This is a genomic window from Pseudoalteromonas sp. APC 3694 (assembly GCF_030407565.1).
Lineage (GTDB): Bacteria > Pseudomonadota > Gammaproteobacteria > Enterobacterales > Alteromonadaceae > Pseudoalteromonas > Pseudoalteromonas tetraodonis.
Window position 1 is genome coordinate 63,116 of record NZ_JASDDE010000010.1, and the last position, 17,360, is coordinate 80,475.

Below are 17,360 nucleotides of genomic sequence, written 5' to 3' on the forward strand. Positions count from 1 at the left end.
ATTATTCCTTAGATTCTTGTTGTGGTTTTGCGGTATAAAATTTAGCTAAAATTAAACCAAGCTCAAATAAAAGCAGCATAGGTAGTGCCAATAGGGTTTGTGAAAGCACATCAGGAGGCGTTAAAAACATTGCCACTACAAATACGCCAACCACTATATAGGGGCGCTTTTCTTTTAGACTTTGTGTGGTTGTTGCACCGCTCCAGCAGAGCAACATAATTGCAACTGGGATTTCAAATGCGATCCCAAAAGCAAAAAACAGCTTGAGCACAAAGCCTAAATAACTACTTATATCGGGCGCAAGTGTCATCATTTGCGGCCCTACACTGGTGAAAAACCCTAAAATTATAGGTAGCACCACAAAGTAACAAAAAGCAATGCCACTATAAAATAAGATAATACTGGAAGCCAATATGGGTATCAGCATTTTCTTTTCATGTTGATATAAACCCGGGGCTATAAACCCCCAAATTTGATGCAAAATCCAAGGAATGGCAGCAAATAAAGCAACAAACAACGTCAGCTTAAAAGGGGCAAAAAACGGTGCAGTAACATCCGTTGCAATCATAGTGGCTGTACTAGGTAAATGAGCAACTAAAGGAGCGGCTACAAAGGTATAAATATCGTTTGCAAAGTAAATTAAGCCAATAAAAATCACTAAAATACTCAATAACGATTTAATTAGCCGGTCACGCAATTCAATTAAATGAGCGACAAACCCTGATTTTACTTCCTCAGTCATTGTGTTTTATACCGTGTATTAAGTGCATGAAAAAAAGAGAGTGCTATGTTCACTTTGAGTCATCTGTTTGTTGGCTATTTGATGCTGGCGTTTGACTTTTTTTATAGCTACGGGTGACTGATTGCGCCGCTTGTTGTAGCTCAGAAACAGAATTTTGTAGGTCAGGACTTAAATCTTTAAGACCTTGTTGCTCTGCTTTTTTTAGATTTTCGTGTAGCTCATGCACACGAAGCTCCTCACTCACCTCCGCTTTTACGGAATTGGCCATTGCTTTTGCTGTTTTAACCCAACGGCTCACAGTTCTAATAGCGACAGGTAAACGCTCAGGACCAAGCACCACCAAACCGACAATAAATACAACAACAAGCTCCCACATTCCCATGCTGGTTAAACCTTGTCGTTGTCTTTAGTTTTGCTAGTTGTACTTGAATCGATAGGTGTTGATTCTGCTGATTTTTCAATGTGTTCTGTTTTATTTTCGGTGGCTTGTTTTTCAGCGCTTTGCTCATCCGACATCGCTTTTTTAAAACCTTTAACTGCACCGCCTAAATCACCACCGATACCGCGTAGCTTTTTGGTACCAAATAAAAGTACAATGATTGCAAGTACAATTAATAGCTGCCAAATACTAATACCACCAAACCCCATGGTTTTCTCCTGCTTTTAAAGCCGTTAATATTAAGATTAAATGCTGATTATACGCCCACAGCGGTAAATAGCACTTAGTTTATGCGCGGCGCCAAGCCGCTATAAAGCCAACTACAGCACAGCCTAAGACAACGCCAGCAGCCATTAAGTTGTGTTGTAAATAAAATAATGCTGAAACAATCATCGCTGCACCACTAAAAAGTCCTAAAACCAAGGGCTTATGTGAAACCGTTGATGTTGGAGGTTGTGCGTGCGGTGCTCGTTTTAAATTTTGATAAATTAAATCAGGCAACTCAGGCATTTTTTCTGCCCAAAACGGCAAGTTTGCATACATTTGCTTTAGTACAGAAAGCGGGCCAACCTGTTGTTTTACCCAGTCTTCTAAAAACGGTTTTGCGGTTTTCCACAAATCTAGTTGTGGATAAAGCTGGCGACCTAAGCCTTCAACATACAACAAGGTTTTTTGTAATAATACGAGTTGTGGTTGAACCTGCATATTAAAACGACGTGCAGTATTAAATAAATTAACCAGTACATGGCCAAATGATATTTCAGCCAGTGGTTTATTAAAAATGGGCTCGCAAACGGTACGAATGGCAAATTCAAACTCTTCAATGCTGGTATCGGGCGGCACCCACCCTGAATCAACATGTAGCTGAGCTACTTGGCGGTAGTCACGATTAAAAAAGGCAATAAAGTTTTCAGCTAAATAGCGTTTATCTTCTTTGTTAAGTGTTCCCACAATACCACAATCTATACCAATATATTTAGGATTGTGCGGGTTTTCGCGCGACACAAAAATATTGCCAGGGTGCATATCTGCATGAAAAAAACTATCGCGGAATACTTGAGTAAAAAAAACTTCCACTCCGCGCTCTGCTAATAACTTCATATTGGTATTTTGTGCCATGAGCGCCTCAGTATCCGAAACAGGAATACCGTAAATTCGCTCCATAACTAATACATTATTGCGGCTGTAATCACTATATACAGTGGGGATATAAAGAGATTCTGAACCTTCGAAGTTACGCTTTAATTGAATGCCGTTAGCACCCTCACGCATTAAGTCGAGCTCATCGAGCAATGTTTTTTTATACTCTTTAACCACTTCCACAGGGCGTAATCGCTTGGCTTCGTTAATTAATTTACCGACAACCTTAGCTAATTTTTCCATTAGTGCTAAGTCGGCGTTGATTTGTTGCTCAATATTAGGGCGAATAACTTTAATAACAACATCTTGCGATTCTCCCTGCGCGTCAACGAGGGTGGCAGTATGCACTTGAGCAATTGAGGCCGATGCCAAGGGGGTTTGTGAAAATTCGCTAAATAGCTGGCTAATATCATCTATTTCTAATGCTTTTTCGATAATCCTCTGGGCTAGTTCACCTTCGAACGGTTCTACCTGATCTTGTAAAAAGGCTAATTCCAAGGCGATATCATGAGGCAGTAAATCGCGTCGAGTTGAAAGCATTTGGCCAAATTTTATCCACACTGGGCCAAGTTGTTGCAGTGCTAATCGAAGTCTTAAGCCAGGTGGTTTATCTTTGTGTTGGTTGCGCAACCAAAACAAACTTCCTCGTGCAAGTTTAGCAAACCAAGGTGCTTTGTGTTTTGGAATAAGCTCATCGAGACCGTAGCTAAGCAGAGTTTTAGTTATGTAATACAGTCGGGCAGTTGACACAAAAAATCCTTAGCGCGTTAAAGAGCTTTAATTAAGGCGTTAATACGTTGCTCAATGGCGGCAACTTGGCCTTTTAGTGCTCTATTTTGTTGTTTAAATTGCGCAAGCTCTAATGGATGAATGGTGATTGCCAATTCATCTTGGCATACACTAATAAAAGTACTGTCTAGCTGAGACTTTGCTTTTTTACCTTGCTGCTTAAGCGACTGCAAATGTAAATAAAGTTGTTGTGCAGGCGCGTCGCCAATATGCTTTGCTAGTTGCTCTGGCCAATCAATGTCTACACTTGAAAAGGCGGAACTATAATTTTGAGCTATATTTAAATCGCCTTCTAAATCAAGTTTATTTTGGCGAATAAGTTGAGTCATCATGGCAGGGTTTTTCAGTGCTAACAATGTATCTATGGTGGCACTGATCATACAATCAGCGTCAGCATGTTCTAATGCAGTGTAAAGATGTAGCTGCTGATTGGCATAGGTAATGACTATTTTTTGCTGCCAGTCTCTAACTTCAACCAATAAACGCTGATGCTCTACTACATTTAGTTTATCGTGTAAGCTCGGGTCGAGTTTAAGCGCTTGATTTAGTATTTGTTCAATAAGCGAAAGCACAAAACTCGGTAGCATAAAAAAACTGCTTGTAGCCGGTTGTTCTTTATTGTTTTCTTCAAGCGCCATAAATTACTAACCTTAGTATTTAAATCCACGATGAAGCGCAACAATGCCACCTGTTAGATTTTGATAAGTCGTTTGCTCAAATCCCGCTTCGACCATCATCGATTTAAGCGTTTCTTGATCTGGATGCATACGAATTGACTCGGCTAAGTATTGGTACGATTCACTGTCGTTAGCAACTAGCTTACCCATAGTAGGTAAAATGTTGAAAGAGTAAAAATCATACGCTTTGCTGAGAAGCTCTTGCTCTGGTTTCGAAAACTCAAGAATGAGTAAACGACCACCTGGCTTTAAAATACGGTACATAGAGCGCAACGCTTTATTTTGGTCGGTAACATTACGTAAGCCAAAAGCAATCGTAATTAAATCAAAACTATTATCAGGAAAAGGTAATGCTTCAGCATTCATTTGCACATAATTAATGTTACCGACAAGGCCTAAGTTATGCAGCTTTTCGCGGCCAACCTTTAGCATTGAAGAGTTTATATCACCTAAAACAACCTGGCCGGTATCGCCAACAAGTTGACTAAACTTTGCGGTTAAATCGCCAGTACCACCGGCTAAGTCTAATACATGATGGCCTTTACGAATGCCTGAACTAGCGATTGTTTGACGTTTCCATAAGCGATGAATACCAAAAGACATGAGATCATTCATAACATCGTATTTTGTCGCAACAGAATGAAACACATCAGCAACCATAGAAGCTTTTTCGGTTTCGGCAACAGTTTTATAGCCAAAATGCGTGGTCTTTTCAGGGTTCTCGTTCATGATTAATCTCTATCGTGGTAATAAAGACTAGTGTACTTGATTGTGCACCAAGGGTGCAATTTGAATATGATTTATCAGCTAATTTATTGTGTGAACATTGTAATTGGCTATTGAGATGTGCGTGATTTAAAGGCCGCGTTTGAGGCACTTTTAACAAGTTGGTTAAAGTCGCCTTGTTGTTGTTCCGTAATCCCTAGAGAGAGAGAAATGGGGGGGAGTTTTAGATCGCTTTTTGAACTTATAAAGCGTAGTTTTTCAACTCCGCTTATCACTTTTTGTGCAATAAGGTTAGCGGTTTCGGGTTCTATGTTAGCAAGTAAAACGATGAATTGATCTTTTGCAGAGCGTCCGGCTAAGCCACTTTGCGAAACATATTTTTGCACTTGCTTAGCCACTTTATTTAAAATCACTTCGCCAATGGCATCGCCAAAATTATTAATAAAATGCTCTAAATTATCAATTTGAATGGCAATAGCTGAGATTGATTTGTCTTGTTTTAACCATAACTGTGTTTGTTTGGTTAAATAATGGCGTTTGTATAAGCCAGTTTGTGGGTCAATGACATGTTGTTTGCGTAGGGTATTAAGTTGTTTTTTAGTTGCTTCGTGTAGTTTTTTGGCCTGACTTAGTTGGTGTTTAAATTGAGCTTGTTGCGTTAATAAAAGCTGAGTTTGTTCATTAAGCCTTTCTAAAGCAATACGGCTGTTGGCAATATTATTTTCATCTAGAGAGTGCATACAGTCATTAACATGACCTGCAAAGTCGTTTAGCTTTTTTTCGGTCTGTTGAGCATTTTGCGATAGTGAATTGATCACGCCATTGACGTTTTCAATCATGGCTACTTCGGTTTTATGCCCTTGATTTAAATATTCAAAATAGAGTTGTTCAATAAACAGCTCATCAATATTTTGATGGGCATCTATGGCATCATCAATAGCATTGTTAAGCGCAAAATGGATTTTACTAGTGTATGTATACACAACTTGAAAATTTAAGGGGGTAGGAGGCAAAACATGATGCTCTAAAAACATACATACTTTTGTCATTTTTTCTTGTGCTATAGCCATGGAGTCATGGAACATCATTTGCAATTACCAACCAAATACGCATAAATGCTGATTTATAAAACTCGTCCGATAAGGCAATTTGCTTCCAAGCGCAGATACAATAATCATTATATCTGTGATTTAAAAGTAAAATGAGTCGTAGTTGGCTAAAATGGCGCTATAAATTCAATAACCGTTGCTTTTTTGAGCAATTACTCTAATTGTTAAGTATTAACTTAAGTTAATACAATATCTCACGGGCGTATATTTTGCGCAGTTGGTCGTATATCTATTTGCTATTTATCTAGGCTACGATAGGTTTATCACATCTGTAATCTTACTAAGATCAATCACTATGAATTTATCTCTTTCAAAACAAATGCGTCTTTCCTTATTAAGTGTCACCTTAGTGTGCTCATTAAGCGCGTGTCAGCTCACCGCAATTAACGCCGATCAGCAATTTACGCAAACGGCTGAAAATATCGTACAGCACCGCCAAAATGTAAGCCCGTATAGTAACCCCGAAGGCGTTGATGGCTACTTATTACCTAATTTGTCAGCTGAATTTTTAGCACAGCAATATCAAAAAAACACGCAGTTATTAGCAGATTTAGATGCCATAGATGTAAGTAAGCTCAGTGATGAAAACCAAATTAACTACAGTATTATTCGAGCGCAAGTGCAAAATAGTGTTGATGAATATGTATTTAATACGCACTACATGCCTTTAACGTCAGAATATGGCTTTCATTCAAGCTTATCGTTTATTGTTAATAGCTCTGATTATAAAACCGCACAAGATTATCAACACTATTTAAAGCGATTAAAGCAAGTTCCGCGCTTTTTTGAGCAAAATATAGGTTGGATGCGCAAAGGATTAGAGGTTGGTTTAACTCAACCCAAAGCGGTGTTAATTGGTTATCAAGACTCGATTACTGCTTACATTGTTGATGACGTCACACAATCTGAATTTTATAAGCCTTTTTTAAACAATACCGCGGGTTTAAGTGATAGTGAATTTGCAGCGTTACAACAACAAGCTAAAGCTATTATTAGCAGCCAAGTTATTAATGCCTACAAAGACTACTTAACTTTTTTTAATAACGAATACTTACCAGGCGCACGTAGTGATATTGGTATTTCGTCAACACCGAATGGTGAGGCCTTTTATGCAAATCGTGCTAAATATTACACCACCACACAAATGACCCCAAAAGAAATACATGAGCTAGGTTTAGCGGAGGTTGCGCGCATTCGTAGTGAAATGGAGGCGGTTATTAAAGAAGTCGGTTTTAAAGGCACATTTGCAGAATTTATCCACTTTTTACGAACAGATCCGCAGTTTTACGCCACAACGCCTGAGCAATTATTAAAAGAGGCCGCGTATATTGCAAAAAAAATGGATGCACAGTTACCTAAATTATTTCATACCTTACCGCGTAAACCTTATGGCGTAGCGCCGGTGCCTGCCAATATTGCTCCTAAGTACACTACTGGGCGCTATTCGGGTTCGAGCCGTGATGATCAAGCCGGCTTTTATTGGGTGAACACGTACGCTTTAGATAAACGACCACTCTATGCTTTAGAAGCGTTAACTTTGCACGAAGCGGTGCCGGGTCATCATTTACAAATTTCACTCAATGCAGAACTTGAAAGTTTACCTAGCTATCGCCGTGATGCGTATTTATCAGCGTTTGGTGAGGGCTGGGGATTGTATTCAGAGTACTTAGGCGTTGAAGCGGGTTTTTATCAAGACCCGTACAGCAACTTTGGTCGTTTAACCTACGAAATGTGGCGTGCTGCACGTTTAGTGGTTGATACGGGTATGCACATGTACGGCTGGAGTCGTGAGCGTGCAATGAATTTTATGGCCGATAATACGGCGCTTTCATTACACAATGTAAAAACAGAAACCGATCGTTATATTTCATGGCCTGCACAAGCGTTGTCATACAAAATTGGTGAGTTAACAATTAAACGTCTGCGTGCAGAGGCCGAGCAAGCATTAGGTCAGCAGTTTGATATTCGTGCGTTTCATCATCAAATATTGCGCCATGGTTCAGTGCCTTTGTCGGTGCTTGAGCAGCAAATACGTTTGTATATACAAGCAGAATTAGCAAAAACAGATAGCTAATAGCGCATTATTTTGAAACTATAAAGGCGTGGTGTTATTTAATGACATCACGCTTTTTTAGCATTTAAGGATAAGTAATGAATCAATTTATAATGTTCAGTATCGATGTGTTTGCCAGCTTATTTATTGTTGTATTTGGATTGCTGGTTATATTAATTGCTATTTTTTATGTTCGAGATGTTACCCAAACAAAGCATGCTATTAGGCGTAATTATCCGGTAATTGGACGTTTTCGGTACTTTTTTGAGCGCCAAGGTGAGTTTTTCCGTCAGTATTTTTTTGCTCTCGACCGTGAAGAAATGCCCTTTAATCGCGCCGAACGCAGTTGGGTATATCGGGCTGCTAAAGATGTTGATCATACGGCTGCTTTTGGTTCAACCCAAAGCTTAGAAACGACAGGCACCGTAATGTTTATGAACTGCGCATTTCCTACCTTAGATGAAGAAGCCTTAGCGCCTAGCAACGTAACGCTTGGGCCTTATTGTAAATTTCCTTACACCACAAATTCGTTATTTAATATATCGGGCATGAGCTTTGGCGCGTTATCCAGTCCTGCTGTTCGTGCACTCTCAAAAGGAGCAAAATTAGCCGGTTGTTGGATGAACACGGGGGAAGGCGGACTTAGTCCGTATCACTTAGAAGGTGGTGCCGATATCGTGTTTCAAATTGGTACGGCTAAATATGGTGTACGCGACGAGCAGGGAAATTTAAGTACAGAAAAGCTAAAAGCCGTTGCTGCACACCCAACAGTTAAAATGTTTGAACTGAAAATGAGCCAAGGTGCCAAGCCAGGCAAAGGCGGCATGTTACCTGGGCGAAAAGTGAATGCTGAAATTGCCAAAATAAGAGGCATACCCGAAGGGCAGGATTCTATTAGCCCAAATGGGCACCCAGAAATAAAAAATCCAAACGATATTCTAGACATGCTTACCACCATCAGGACTACAACCGGTAAACCGACAGGTTTTAAAGCGGTTATTGGTGAGCATACTTGGTTAGAAAGTTTATTTGCCGAGATTAATCATCGTGGTATTGAGTCTGCACCCGACTTTATTACTATTGATAGTGCGGATGGCGGCACAGGCGCAGCACCACAATCTTTATTAGATTCTGTGGGGTTACCGCTTAAAGAAAGCCTTCCTTTAGTGATACAGCTATTAAAGAAACATGGTCTTAGAGAGCGAGTTAAAATTATTGTTTCGGGTAAGTTAATTGTTCCTTCCAAAGTCGCATGGGCACTAGCACTAGGAGCCGACTTTGTGGTTTCTGCGCGAGGGCATATGTTTGCACTAGGCTGCATTCAGGCTATGCAATGTAATAAAGATACCTGCCCAACAGGAATTACTACGCATAATGAACGTTTACAACGGGGCTTGAATGTTGAAGATAAAGCGCAGCGGGTCGCAAATTATAATAAATACATTCATTACGGTGCGGGGCTTATTGCACATTCTTGTGGCGTTACCAGTGCCCGCGAATTAAAACGCAAACATGTGCGTATAGTGCAAGAAAGTGGTCTTTCTGAGCCACTAGATAAAATGTACGAGCACTATCATTAGATATAGCTTAAAGGCGCTTAAAGCGCCTTTTTTAATAAAATAAAGACTTAGTTTAGGGTCAAACAGACCCTAATTTAAATGGCTTATTAACCTGAACTCTGGTTAAGAGATTTACTAACATATTGAATCAAAATGATATTTATTTTTATTTTCTCAAGCTAGAGATTTTTAGTGAAAACAAGGCGAAATTACGCGTCAATAGCTAGCCTATTGCAAGTAAATTCAACGCAGTTAGCGCTGAAAATAGCTGCTTGAGATGGATTTATTATCCGGAGTTCAGGTTTATTAGCAAGCTGAAAAACGCGTCTTTGGTATCGCAAGTGTGGGCATTTAAAATCAATTGCTCACCCAGTGCTAATGTTTGTTTTTGTACGTTTAACCGTGCGGCCTCATCGGTAATGCCTTCTATATCAATTACATTAGCAAGACCTATAGTGCGTCTAATTAGCTCTATGCCACAGTAGCCAATAGCATCTTGTAAAACATGTTTCATAAAATACTCTGCGTAGCCTGAAGCTTTAAGTGTCTCATCAGTTGTTTGCTTATTTATGAGCTCAAACCACTGTTGTTCAAATGTGGCGTAGCATTCAACCAATGTACTTAATAAATGGGTTTGATAATTACGACGTGCTACAAAGTCGTCAATGCGACCGTGCTGAGCACAGTAATTTAGTAGTAAGTTACCGATAAAAGATCCAATATCAAAGCCAATAGGGCCAAAAAAGCCAAACTCAGGGTCGATCATTTTAGTGGTAGTTTGATTAACAAAAATACTTCCGCTGTGCATATCGCCATGCAACAAGGTTTGTGGGTTCGATAAAAAGTTAGCTTTTAGCTTTGCTACTTCAAGTTTTAATGCCCCGTTTTTACGAATAGCCTCAACTTCAGTTTGTAATTGTGCCGGATAGTTGTTGCGTTCATGCTCTGTGTACGGATCGCTAAAAAATAAATCTTCAGTAATTTGGCACAATTCAGGGTTAGTAAATTGGCTAATACGTGCTTTTTTATCTTGCGCTAATAAATAAAAGTCAGAGTTATAAAAGCCCGTTTGGCTTAAATACACAGCTACGTGGTGAGAAAGGTTTGGAAATTGTTCAGCATTATTTTGCGCTGTTCGCAAAATTTGTAAATCACCTAAATCTTCTAAAATGGTCAGAGCTAAGTCTTTATTGTAATGTAAAACAGTAACCGTATGCGCAGGGCAAATAGCCCCATGATTAAGTAAAACTTCTGCCTCTATGCGTGCTCTATCAAGTGTTAATGGCCACGACTCACCTACACAACGCGCATACGGTAAAGCTTGCTTTAATATAATACTGTTGTTTTGCTCATCCGTAATTCTAAATACTAAGTTGAGATTACCGTCACCAAACTCATAAGCGGTAAGCGCTTGCCCCGGCTTAAAAAAGTCGTATTGATTAGATTCAATTAACGAATTGATGTAATTAATAGCGTGCTGTGCATTAAAAGCAACATAGTTAGTCATGGTTTTATTCTCAATAAAGATGCATTTAAGCATTCTATACCTTTAAATGTTTAGATGTCTATAAGTCTAACTTGAGAGTTCTTCAAAGTGGTGTAAAATAACCCTACGCACTTCTAATCTTTTGAGCCTTATGCAAAATTTAATCGCAAGCAGTTTAAAATATGAAAATAGTACGCTGAGCGTACTTGATCAATATTTGCTTCCTCATCAGCAAGTGTGGCATGAATGCCACACTGTAGAGACAATGAAAGAGCTGATCATCAGCTTAAAAGTGCGTGGTGCGCCACTTATAGGCTTAGGGGCCAGTTTATTAATTGCTTATTTAGCTGAGCAAGGTATGACTAGAGACGCGCTTGCAACCGCCATAAATGAGCTAGAAGCCACTCGCCCAACAGCGGTTAACTTAATGCATTGTATGGCGGCGTTGCGCCAAGCGCTTAAACAAACTGATTATGTTGCCAGTATTGTTGCAACGACTGAGCAGTTATTTATTGAAGACATTGAGCTATGTGAGCGTATGGCAACACGTGGTGCCGAGCTAATAAATAGCGGCGACAATATATTAACTCACTGTAATACCGGCGCTTTAGCCACTGCGGGCATAGGTACGGCATTGGGTGTTATTTATAAAGCACAACAAGTCCATGGCAATGTTCATGTGTGGGTGGATGAAACACGCCCCTTACTGCAAGGCGGGCGTTTGACCGCGTTTGAATTGGAGCGTTGGCAAATACCTTACACGCTAATTTGCGATAACATGGCGGCCAGTTTAATGGCTGCAGGTAAGGTAGATAAAATTGTTGTAGGGGCTGATCGTATTGCTGCTAATGGCGACTTTGCCAATAAAGTCGGTACTTATAATTTAGCGGTGCTTGCGCATTTTCATAATATTCCATTTTATGTGGTGGCACCGGTTACTACGCTTGATGTAAAGACTGCCCAAGGTAGCGATATAGAAATAGAGCAACGTAATCCACAAGAAGTGCGTGGTGTTAGTGGTAGTTTTGGCGAGGCATTGTGGGCTCCCACTAATGCTAATGTATATAACCCCGCATTTGACGTAACACCCGCAAACTTGGTTACTGGGTGGGTGTTAGATACCGGTGTTTATAACCAGAGTCAGGTAGAAAATGGCGTACTCTTAAAGCTGAAGTAATTTTGCGATGCGTTTGGTCCACGTTATGTTTATTAGTGTGGACCAGGGTTTTGAATGATTAAATTACGGTAATAATGGAAATTGCTCTGCAATCGGTGATTCCGTGCTTTGTGCTACCCAACCTTCTGTATTGTTAAATAGACGAATAGCGGTAAATTCTGGGTCGCTACCCATATCAAACCAATGAGGGGTAAGCTTAGGTACTGAGATCAAATCGCCTTGTTGACAAAGTACTTGGTACACTTTACTGCCAATGTGTAAGCAAAATAACCCTTGGCCTTTGACAAAAAAGCGTACTTCGTCTTCGCTGTGAGTGTGTTCAAATAAAAATTTTTTGCGCAATTCTGCAGCATCAGGGTTGCCTTTAACCAGCGATATAACGTCAACAGTTTGATAGCCGCCTTGCTGTTTTAAGCGTTCAATATCGCCGTTGTAGGCAGTTAAAATATCATCATTGCTGGTGCTTTCAGTAATCTCGGTATTTGCCTGCCATTGCTCAAAACGCACATTAACCTTAGCAAGTTCAGCGGTAATACGTTGAACGTCGCTACTGGTCAGCAGTGCATTATTGGCGTCAGAATCTGCAAAAATAGTGAGTTGGCTCATGCTAAATGCTCCGCTTTAAATTGGCTAAAATCGTTAATGTAGTTGTGCTTTGATGAGCTTTCTTGCCCATCGCGAATTAAATGTAAAGTTTTAAGCCCAGCGGTTTTTGCAGCATCAAGCTCTGCAACTACATCACTTAAAAACAATACTTCGTCTGGGTTAAAAGGCAATTGCGTTATTATGTTTTCATAGGCGCTTGGCGCTTGTTTAGCGCCTACTTTTGTATCAAAGTAATCACTAAATAGTGAGCGAATATCGCCAAAGTCAGAATACTGAAAAATTAAATGCTGTGCTTTCACAGAGCCCGACGAATAAACGTATAACTGTTGGCCAGCTTGCTTTTGTTGTTGTAAAAATTGATAAGCATCTGGGTATAAGTGACCAGTAAAATCACCGTTTTCATAGCCTGTTTGCCAAATTAAACCTTGTAATTGCTTAAGTGGCGTTATTTTTTTATCTTCTTCAATCCAAGTAAGTAAAGTGCTAATAACGGTGTCGATATCGGCATTAGGCTCGTTAATTTCAGCTTTTACAGCGCTAATTTGTTCTGCTACTTCAGGCTGTTCTGTGTGACCGCGCACAAATGCAGGCAGTTGTTGTGCGGCATAAGGAAATAGCACATCTTTTACAAACGAAATACGCGTAATAGTGCCTTCAATATCAGTTAGCAATGCTTTGATCATAGTGCGGTTCCTGTTATTTTTAAGCGTTCTAGCTCGCAACTAAATAAAAACTCTAATGCCTCTAAATGGCGGCGAACTTCATCAATGTTACGGCCAACAGCATATAAACCATGACCTCTGATCAATACGGCATGCTTAATTGGTGAGTGTAAGTGATGGTCGCTCACAAGTAGGCTTAAACGGTCTATATCTTGATCGTTATCGAAAATAGGGATAGCCAGTGATTCTAAGTGCGATGTAATACCGCTGAGCGCTTTTTGCATCTCGTAGCCGGTTAGTTCAAGCTGATGGCGTTGAATAATATTTGAAAGTACAGTTGCCGCTACCGAGTGAGTATGCAAAACATATTGCGCGTCAGGAATAAGTTGATACAAGCTCAAATGCAGTTGTGTTTCGGCTGAGGGTTTTATTGCCCCTGCAACACGCTCACCTAAATGATTTAATTGTAGAAAATGCTCAGGCATTAACGCGCCTTTGTCCTGGCCACTGGCTGTGACTACAAAGCCCGTACTGGTGCGAGCTGAAAAGTTTCCACCTGTTGCGGGTACCCAACCTTTTTGACTGACCCATTTTCCGGCTTCAATAAGTTCTGAAATAGCGGTATTGTTTTGCATACATTCCTCACTAATGAGCATAAAGCTATTTGTTTTAGACGGCTATACTTCTGTTTTAAGCAATGATAGCATCGCTTTGGGCGTAAAACCATCATTAAGGGTAACCAGTGTTTGAAAGTAAATTGCCAAATTTAGGCACCAGTATTTTTAGTCAAATGACTGCTTTAGCAAATCAATTCGAAGCGATTAATTTATCGCAGGGTTTTCCTGAGTTTGATGCTCCTGAGCTACTTAAAAAACAGCTTAATCATTATGTGCTTGAAGGAGTTAATCAATATTCACCTTCACCTGGTGTACCGCGCCTGCAGCAACAAATTGCCCAGTTAGCAAAACGAAAATATGCGGTTGAAATAGATGCCGCGCAGCAAGTAACTGTAACCTCAGGGGCAACCGAGGCGCTGTTTGTTGCCATTCAAGCGCTAGTGCGCGAAGGTGATGAAGTCATTGTATTTGACCCCGCTTATGACTCATACCAGCCAGCTATTGAATTGGCCGGTGGTAAGTCAGTTAATATTGCTCTGCATGCTCCGAGCTATGTAATTGACTGGCAAACGGTGGCTGCGGCTATTAATAGCAAAACGCGGGCTATTATTATCAACACTCCACATAACCCAAGTGGTAAAACGTTAAAACAGCACGATATTAATGCTCTAAAAGCCTTAGTCATCGAGCATGATTTATACCTGATAAGTGATGAAGTATACGAGCATATTACTTTTGATAAGCAACCACATTTAAGTGTGCTACGTGATGAGGAGTTGTTTGCTCGCAGCTTTGTGATCTCAAGCTTTGGTAAAACCTTTCATAGCACCGGTTGGAAAATGGGCTACTGTATTGCGCCTACTGATTTATGCGAAGAATTTCGAAAGATTCATCAGTATGTTACTTTTTCAAGCTTTACGCCTGCACAACATGCATTAGCCGATATGTTAGAACAGCAAGGTGAGCATGTGGATGCGCTAAGTGAGTTTTATCAACAAAAACGCGATGTGCTCAGTAATGCTCTACAAGATAGCCGCTTTAGCATTTTACCAAGTGAAGGCACCTACTTTTTACTGCTTGATTACAGTGATGTATCTGACTTAAATGACGTAGAATTTTGCCAATGGTTAGCAGAACAAGCTGGCGTTGCAGCCATTCCACTGAGCGTGTTTTATCAGCAACCAAGCAATGATAAAGTTATTCGTTTATGTTTTGCTAAAAATGATCAAACCTTAATAGAGGCGGCACATATTTTATGTCAACTTTAACCTTAGCATTATTACAAAGCTCGCTGCATTGGCTCGATAAAAAAGCCAATTTAGCGATGTTTGAAAAACAGCTTGCTAACATCACCAATCAACCTGATTTAATTGTACTTCCTGAAACCTTTGCCACTGGATTTGCGGTTAACCTTGACTGTGGCGAAGCTGAAAATGGCTCAGTACTGAGTTGGCTCAAGGCACAGGCGAAGCACTATAATGCGGTAATTGCAGGCTCAGTATTGGTAACCCAAGGAAGTAAAAAAGCGAATCGGTTTTACTGGGTACAACCAAATGGAGAAGTGAGCTATTACGATAAACGGCACTTATTTTGTTTAGGTAACGAAGGCGAGTTTGTAGTGGCAGGACAAACGCGTGAAGTGTTTGAACTCAATGGGTTTAAAATATTGCCACAAGTATGCTACGACTTACGGTTTCCGGTGTTTCAGCGCAATAACAATGACTACGATGTGATGATAAATATTGCCAATTGGCCAGCGGCAAGGCGCAATGTGTGGGATACCTTGCTAATGGCACGAGCAATGGAAAACCTATGCTACGTGGTTGGCGTAAACCGGGTTGGTGAAGATGGCAATGGTATTGCTCACAGTGGTGGAACTGCAGTGTATGACTTTAAAGGTGAGCCACTGATTAAAGCGAATGACGACCAGCAAGCACTACTAACAATCACGTTAAATAAAGCGCCGCTTGATGAGTTTAGAGCTAAATTTCCGGCACATTTAGATGCTGATGCTTTTACATTGGTATAAATTAGCGCCCAGCCGATAAAGTGCTAAAATAGCCGCTGATATTTTTATTGGCGGCTTTATGAATACAACCCTTATTACACCGGTAATTTTAGCTGGCGGTATTGGCACACGGCTTTGGCCGCTGTCGCGCCAAGCAATGCCAAAGCAGTTTTTATCTTTGCTTGATAATAAAAACCAGCAGTCGTTATTGCAAAGCACGTTAGTGCGTGTTGCAACTGAGGACTTTAATCCCGCTATTTTGGTCTGTAATGAGCAGCATCGATTTATTGCCGCGCAGCAGGCTGCATTTGCAAAGCCCCATGCCATAGTACTTGAGCCAGAAGGCAAAAATACCGCACCAGCCATTGCCCTTGCCGCGCACTATGCATTAAAAAATAATATTACTGGTCCCTTGTTGGTGATGCCTGCCGATCATTATATTGAAGATTTTACGCCATTAACTGCTCAGTTATCTGATGCGGTGACACTGGCTGAGCAAGGTAAATTAGTTACATTTTCAATTACGCCAACAGAGCCGCATACCGGTTATGGCTATATCAAACAGGGCGCAGCAATTACAGGTACTGCTTGCTTTGAGGTAGATCAGTTTAAAGAAAAGCCTGATTTAGCAACTGCATCAAGCTATTTAACTGAGGGCGGTTATAGTTGGAACAGTGGCATGTTTTTATTTACTCCCGCTGCATATCTAAAAGAGCTGGAACGCTTTGCGCCAAAAATAGCTAAAAGTGTTGCTAGTGCCATTGATTTTAAACAAGACTTAGCGTTTACAAGAGCAAATACTCATGCACTTGAATCTTGCCCAAGTGACTCGATTGACTACGCTATTTTAGAGCGCAGTAATAATGTGGTGGTAATGCCCGTTGCGTTAAAGTGGAGCGATGTGGGCAGTTTTTCTGCACTGGCAGCGCTAAGTAAAAAAGAGCCACAAGGTAATAGCCCACACCAAGAACATATCGCCCAAAACAGTAGTAACAACTTAGTTATTAGCGAAGATAGACACACAATAGCGACGTTAGGAGTAAGCGATTTAGCAATTATTCATACCCACGACGCCACTTTAATTGCTGATCAAAATGCGTTTGATGCCCTCCCGTTATTGCTCAAGCAACTGGCATCAACACATAACAACAAACTGACACACCATCAGGTGGTTTACCGCCCTTGGGGAAATTATCGTACGCTGGTAGAAAGTATCGGTTTTAAAGTAAAAAAAATAACCGTTAATAGTGGGGCTAGGCTCTCAACGCAGCGTCATCAGCATCGCGCTGAGCATTGGGTGGTAGTATCAGGCACTGCAGATATATGTATTGACCAGCAAAGCTTAACGCTGACCCACGACCAATCTTGTTATATTGCAGCAAAACAGCTGCACAGTTTAGCGAATAATCAGCCCGAGCCCTTAATTGTGATTGAAGTGCAAACGGGCGCTATATTAGATGAAAGCGATATAGAGCGATTTGACGATATATACGGCAGAAAATAACAGTATAAATAGTGAAAATACTTGATTATTTGTCACAGTAGTAAAACTGGTTAGCCCGTAGCCCGT

At 40.5% G+C, this 17,360-nt stretch carries 17 protein-coding genes; 6 read left to right on the plus strand and 11 right to left on the minus strand.

The window, feature by feature from the left end; genetic code table 11:
* Position 1 precedes the first annotated feature (1 nt).
* The 7 genes from tatC to QMA00_RS05790 form a co-directional block, all read right to left on the minus strand.
* Complete coding sequence (gene tatC, locus QMA00_RS05760) at positions 2-742, minus strand: twin-arginine translocase subunit TatC (RefSeq protein WP_069438908.1); 741 nt, start codon at positions 740-742, stop codon at positions 2-4.
* 49 nt (positions 743-791) lie between these two features.
* Positions 792-1,124 carry a Sec-independent protein translocase protein TatB gene (tatB, locus tag QMA00_RS05765; protein WP_036980612.1) on the minus strand — a complete coding sequence of 111 codons (333 nt, stop codon included), beginning with the start codon at positions 1,122-1,124 and terminating at the stop codon, positions 792-794.
* 5 nt (positions 1,125-1,129) lie between these two features.
* Positions 1,130-1,390, minus strand: coding sequence for a Sec-independent protein translocase subunit TatA (gene tatA, locus QMA00_RS05770; RefSeq protein ID WP_290156385.1), 261 nt, complete (start codon positions 1,388-1,390; stop codon positions 1,130-1,132).
* Between the two features lie 79 nt (positions 1,391-1,469).
* A complete protein-coding gene (gene ubiB / locus QMA00_RS05775; protein WP_076922317.1) occupies positions 1,470-3,071 on the minus strand; it encodes a ubiquinone biosynthesis regulatory protein kinase UbiB in 1,602 nt (533 codons plus the stop codon).
* A gap of 17 nt (positions 3,072-3,088) precedes the next feature.
* Positions 3,089-3,748: an SCP2 sterol-binding domain-containing protein gene (locus tag QMA00_RS05780; protein ID WP_036980608.1), complete on the minus strand. Its 660-nt coding sequence runs from the start codon at positions 3,746-3,748 to the stop codon at positions 3,089-3,091.
* Positions 3,749-3,760: 12 nt separating this feature from the next.
* Positions 3,761-4,516: a bifunctional demethylmenaquinone methyltransferase/2-methoxy-6-polyprenyl-1,4-benzoquinol methylase UbiE gene (ubiE, locus tag QMA00_RS05785; protein WP_069438913.1), complete on the minus strand. Its 756-nt coding sequence runs from the start codon at positions 4,514-4,516 to the stop codon at positions 3,761-3,763.
* A 107-nt stretch (positions 4,517-4,623) separates the two neighbouring features.
* The gene (locus QMA00_RS05790; protein ID WP_036980605.1) at positions 4,624-5,583 is read right to left on the minus strand and encodes a diguanylate cyclase; all 960 of its coding nucleotides are present in this window, start codon (positions 5,581-5,583) and stop codon (positions 4,624-4,626) included.
* 334 nt (positions 5,584-5,917) lie between these two features.
* Here QMA00_RS05790 and QMA00_RS05795 point away from each other — a divergent pair, with 334 nt between their 5' ends.
* Both QMA00_RS05795 and QMA00_RS05800 read left to right on the plus strand, forming a co-directional pair.
* The gene (locus QMA00_RS05795; protein WP_076922316.1) at positions 5,918-7,696 is read left to right on the plus strand and encodes a DUF885 domain-containing protein; all 1,779 of its coding nucleotides are present in this window, start codon (positions 5,918-5,920) and stop codon (positions 7,694-7,696) included.
* Between the two features lie 77 nt (positions 7,697-7,773).
* A complete protein-coding gene (locus QMA00_RS05800) occupies positions 7,774-9,255 on the plus strand; it encodes an FMN-binding glutamate synthase family protein (protein ID WP_076922315.1) in 1,482 nt (493 codons plus the stop codon).
* 265 nt (positions 9,256-9,520) lie between these two features.
* On the opposite strand, the gene mtnK is transcribed toward QMA00_RS05800, so the two are convergent.
* Positions 9,521-10,741 (minus strand): S-methyl-5-thioribose kinase, encoded by a 1,221-nt coding sequence (gene mtnK / locus QMA00_RS05805; RefSeq protein ID WP_076922351.1) that lies wholly within the window; start codon positions 10,739-10,741, stop codon positions 9,521-9,523.
* Between the two features lie 130 nt (positions 10,742-10,871).
* Between mtnK and mtnA the strand changes: the two genes are divergently transcribed.
* The gene (gene mtnA / locus QMA00_RS05810; protein ID WP_076922314.1) at positions 10,872-11,897 is read left to right on the plus strand and encodes an S-methyl-5-thioribose-1-phosphate isomerase; all 1,026 of its coding nucleotides are present in this window, start codon (positions 10,872-10,874) and stop codon (positions 11,895-11,897) included.
* A 63-nt stretch (positions 11,898-11,960) separates the two neighbouring features.
* On the opposite strand, the gene QMA00_RS05815 is transcribed toward mtnA, so the two are convergent.
* The 3 genes from QMA00_RS05815 to QMA00_RS05825 are packed head-to-tail and all read right to left on the minus strand — an operon-like array spanning position 11,961 to position 13,800.
* Positions 11,961-12,503 (minus strand): acireductone dioxygenase, encoded by a 543-nt coding sequence (locus QMA00_RS05815; protein WP_008108531.1) that lies wholly within the window; start codon positions 12,501-12,503, stop codon positions 11,961-11,963.
* Positions 12,500-13,186, minus strand: a complete 687-nt coding sequence (gene mtnC, locus QMA00_RS05820; RefSeq protein WP_076922313.1) for an acireductone synthase — start codon at positions 13,184-13,186, stop codon at positions 12,500-12,502. The genes QMA00_RS05815 and mtnC overlap by 4 nt, the downstream gene beginning before the upstream one ends.
* Positions 13,183-13,800 (minus strand): methylthioribulose 1-phosphate dehydratase, encoded by a 618-nt coding sequence (locus QMA00_RS05825; protein ID WP_036957053.1) that lies wholly within the window; start codon positions 13,798-13,800, stop codon positions 13,183-13,185. The genes mtnC and QMA00_RS05825 overlap by 4 nt, the downstream gene beginning before the upstream one ends.
* Positions 13,801-13,907: 107 nt before the next feature.
* On the opposite strand from QMA00_RS05825, the gene QMA00_RS05830 reads away from it, so the two are divergent.
* Genes QMA00_RS05830 through QMA00_RS05840 form a run of 3 tightly spaced genes read left to right on the plus strand, consistent with a single transcriptional unit; the run spans position 13,908 to position 17,294 of the window.
* Positions 13,908-15,050, plus strand: coding sequence for a methionine aminotransferase (locus tag QMA00_RS05830; protein ID WP_076922312.1), 1,143 nt, complete (start codon positions 13,908-13,910; stop codon positions 15,048-15,050).
* The gene (locus QMA00_RS05835; protein ID WP_013466188.1) at positions 15,038-15,811 is read left to right on the plus strand and encodes an amidohydrolase; all 774 of its coding nucleotides are present in this window, start codon (positions 15,038-15,040) and stop codon (positions 15,809-15,811) included. Before QMA00_RS05830 ends, QMA00_RS05835 begins: the two co-directional genes overlap by 13 nt.
* Before the next feature lie 58 nt (positions 15,812-15,869).
* On the plus strand, positions 15,870-17,294 hold the full coding sequence (locus QMA00_RS05840) for a mannose-1-phosphate guanylyltransferase/mannose-6-phosphate isomerase (RefSeq protein ID WP_076922311.1): 1,425 nt from the start codon (positions 15,870-15,872) through the stop codon (positions 17,292-17,294).
* The last annotated feature ends 66 nt before the right edge of the window (positions 17,295-17,360 follow it).

Coding starts and splice junctions, on each gene's coding strand:
- tatC (WP_069438908.1), bottom strand. CDS start 742: ATGACTGAGGAAGTAAAATCAGGGTTTGTCGCTCATTTAATTGAATTG.
- tatB (WP_036980612.1), bottom strand. CDS start 1,124: ATGGGAATGTGGGAGCTTGTTGTTGTATTTATTGTCGGTTTGGTGGTG.
- tatA (WP_290156385.1), bottom strand. CDS start 1,390: ATGGGGTTTGGTGGTATTAGTATTTGGCAGCTATTAATTGTACTTGCA.
- QMA00_RS05780 (WP_036980608.1), bottom strand. CDS start 3,748: ATGGCGCTTGAAGAAAACAATAAAGAACAACCGGCTACAAGCAGTTTT.
- ubiE (WP_069438913.1), bottom strand. CDS start 4,516: ATGAACGAGAACCCTGAAAAGACCACGCATTTTGGCTATAAAACTGTT.
- QMA00_RS05790 (WP_036980605.1), bottom strand. CDS start 5,583: ATGGCTATAGCACAAGAAAAAATGACAAAAGTATGTATGTTTTTAGAG.
- QMA00_RS05795 (WP_076922316.1), top strand. CDS start 5,918: ATGAATTTATCTCTTTCAAAACAAATGCGTCTTTCCTTATTAAGTGTC.
- QMA00_RS05800 (WP_076922315.1), top strand. CDS start 7,774: ATGAATCAATTTATAATGTTCAGTATCGATGTGTTTGCCAGCTTATTT.
- mtnK (WP_076922351.1), bottom strand. CDS start 10,741: ATGACTAACTATGTTGCTTTTAATGCACAGCACGCTATTAATTACATC.
- mtnA (WP_076922314.1), top strand. CDS start 10,872: ATGCAAAATTTAATCGCAAGCAGTTTAAAATATGAAAATAGTACGCTG.
- QMA00_RS05815 (WP_008108531.1), bottom strand. CDS start 12,503: ATGAGCCAACTCACTATTTTTGCAGATTCTGACGCCAATAATGCACTG.
- mtnC (WP_076922313.1), bottom strand. CDS start 13,186: ATGATCAAAGCATTGCTAACTGATATTGAAGGCACTATTACGCGTATT.
- QMA00_RS05825 (WP_036957053.1), bottom strand. CDS start 13,800: ATGCAAAACAATACCGCTATTTCAGAACTTATTGAAGCCGGAAAATGG.
- QMA00_RS05835 (WP_013466188.1), top strand. CDS start 15,038: ATGTCAACTTTAACCTTAGCATTATTACAAAGCTCGCTGCATTGGCTC.
- QMA00_RS05840 (WP_076922311.1), top strand. CDS start 15,870: ATGAATACAACCCTTATTACACCGGTAATTTTAGCTGGCGGTATTGGC.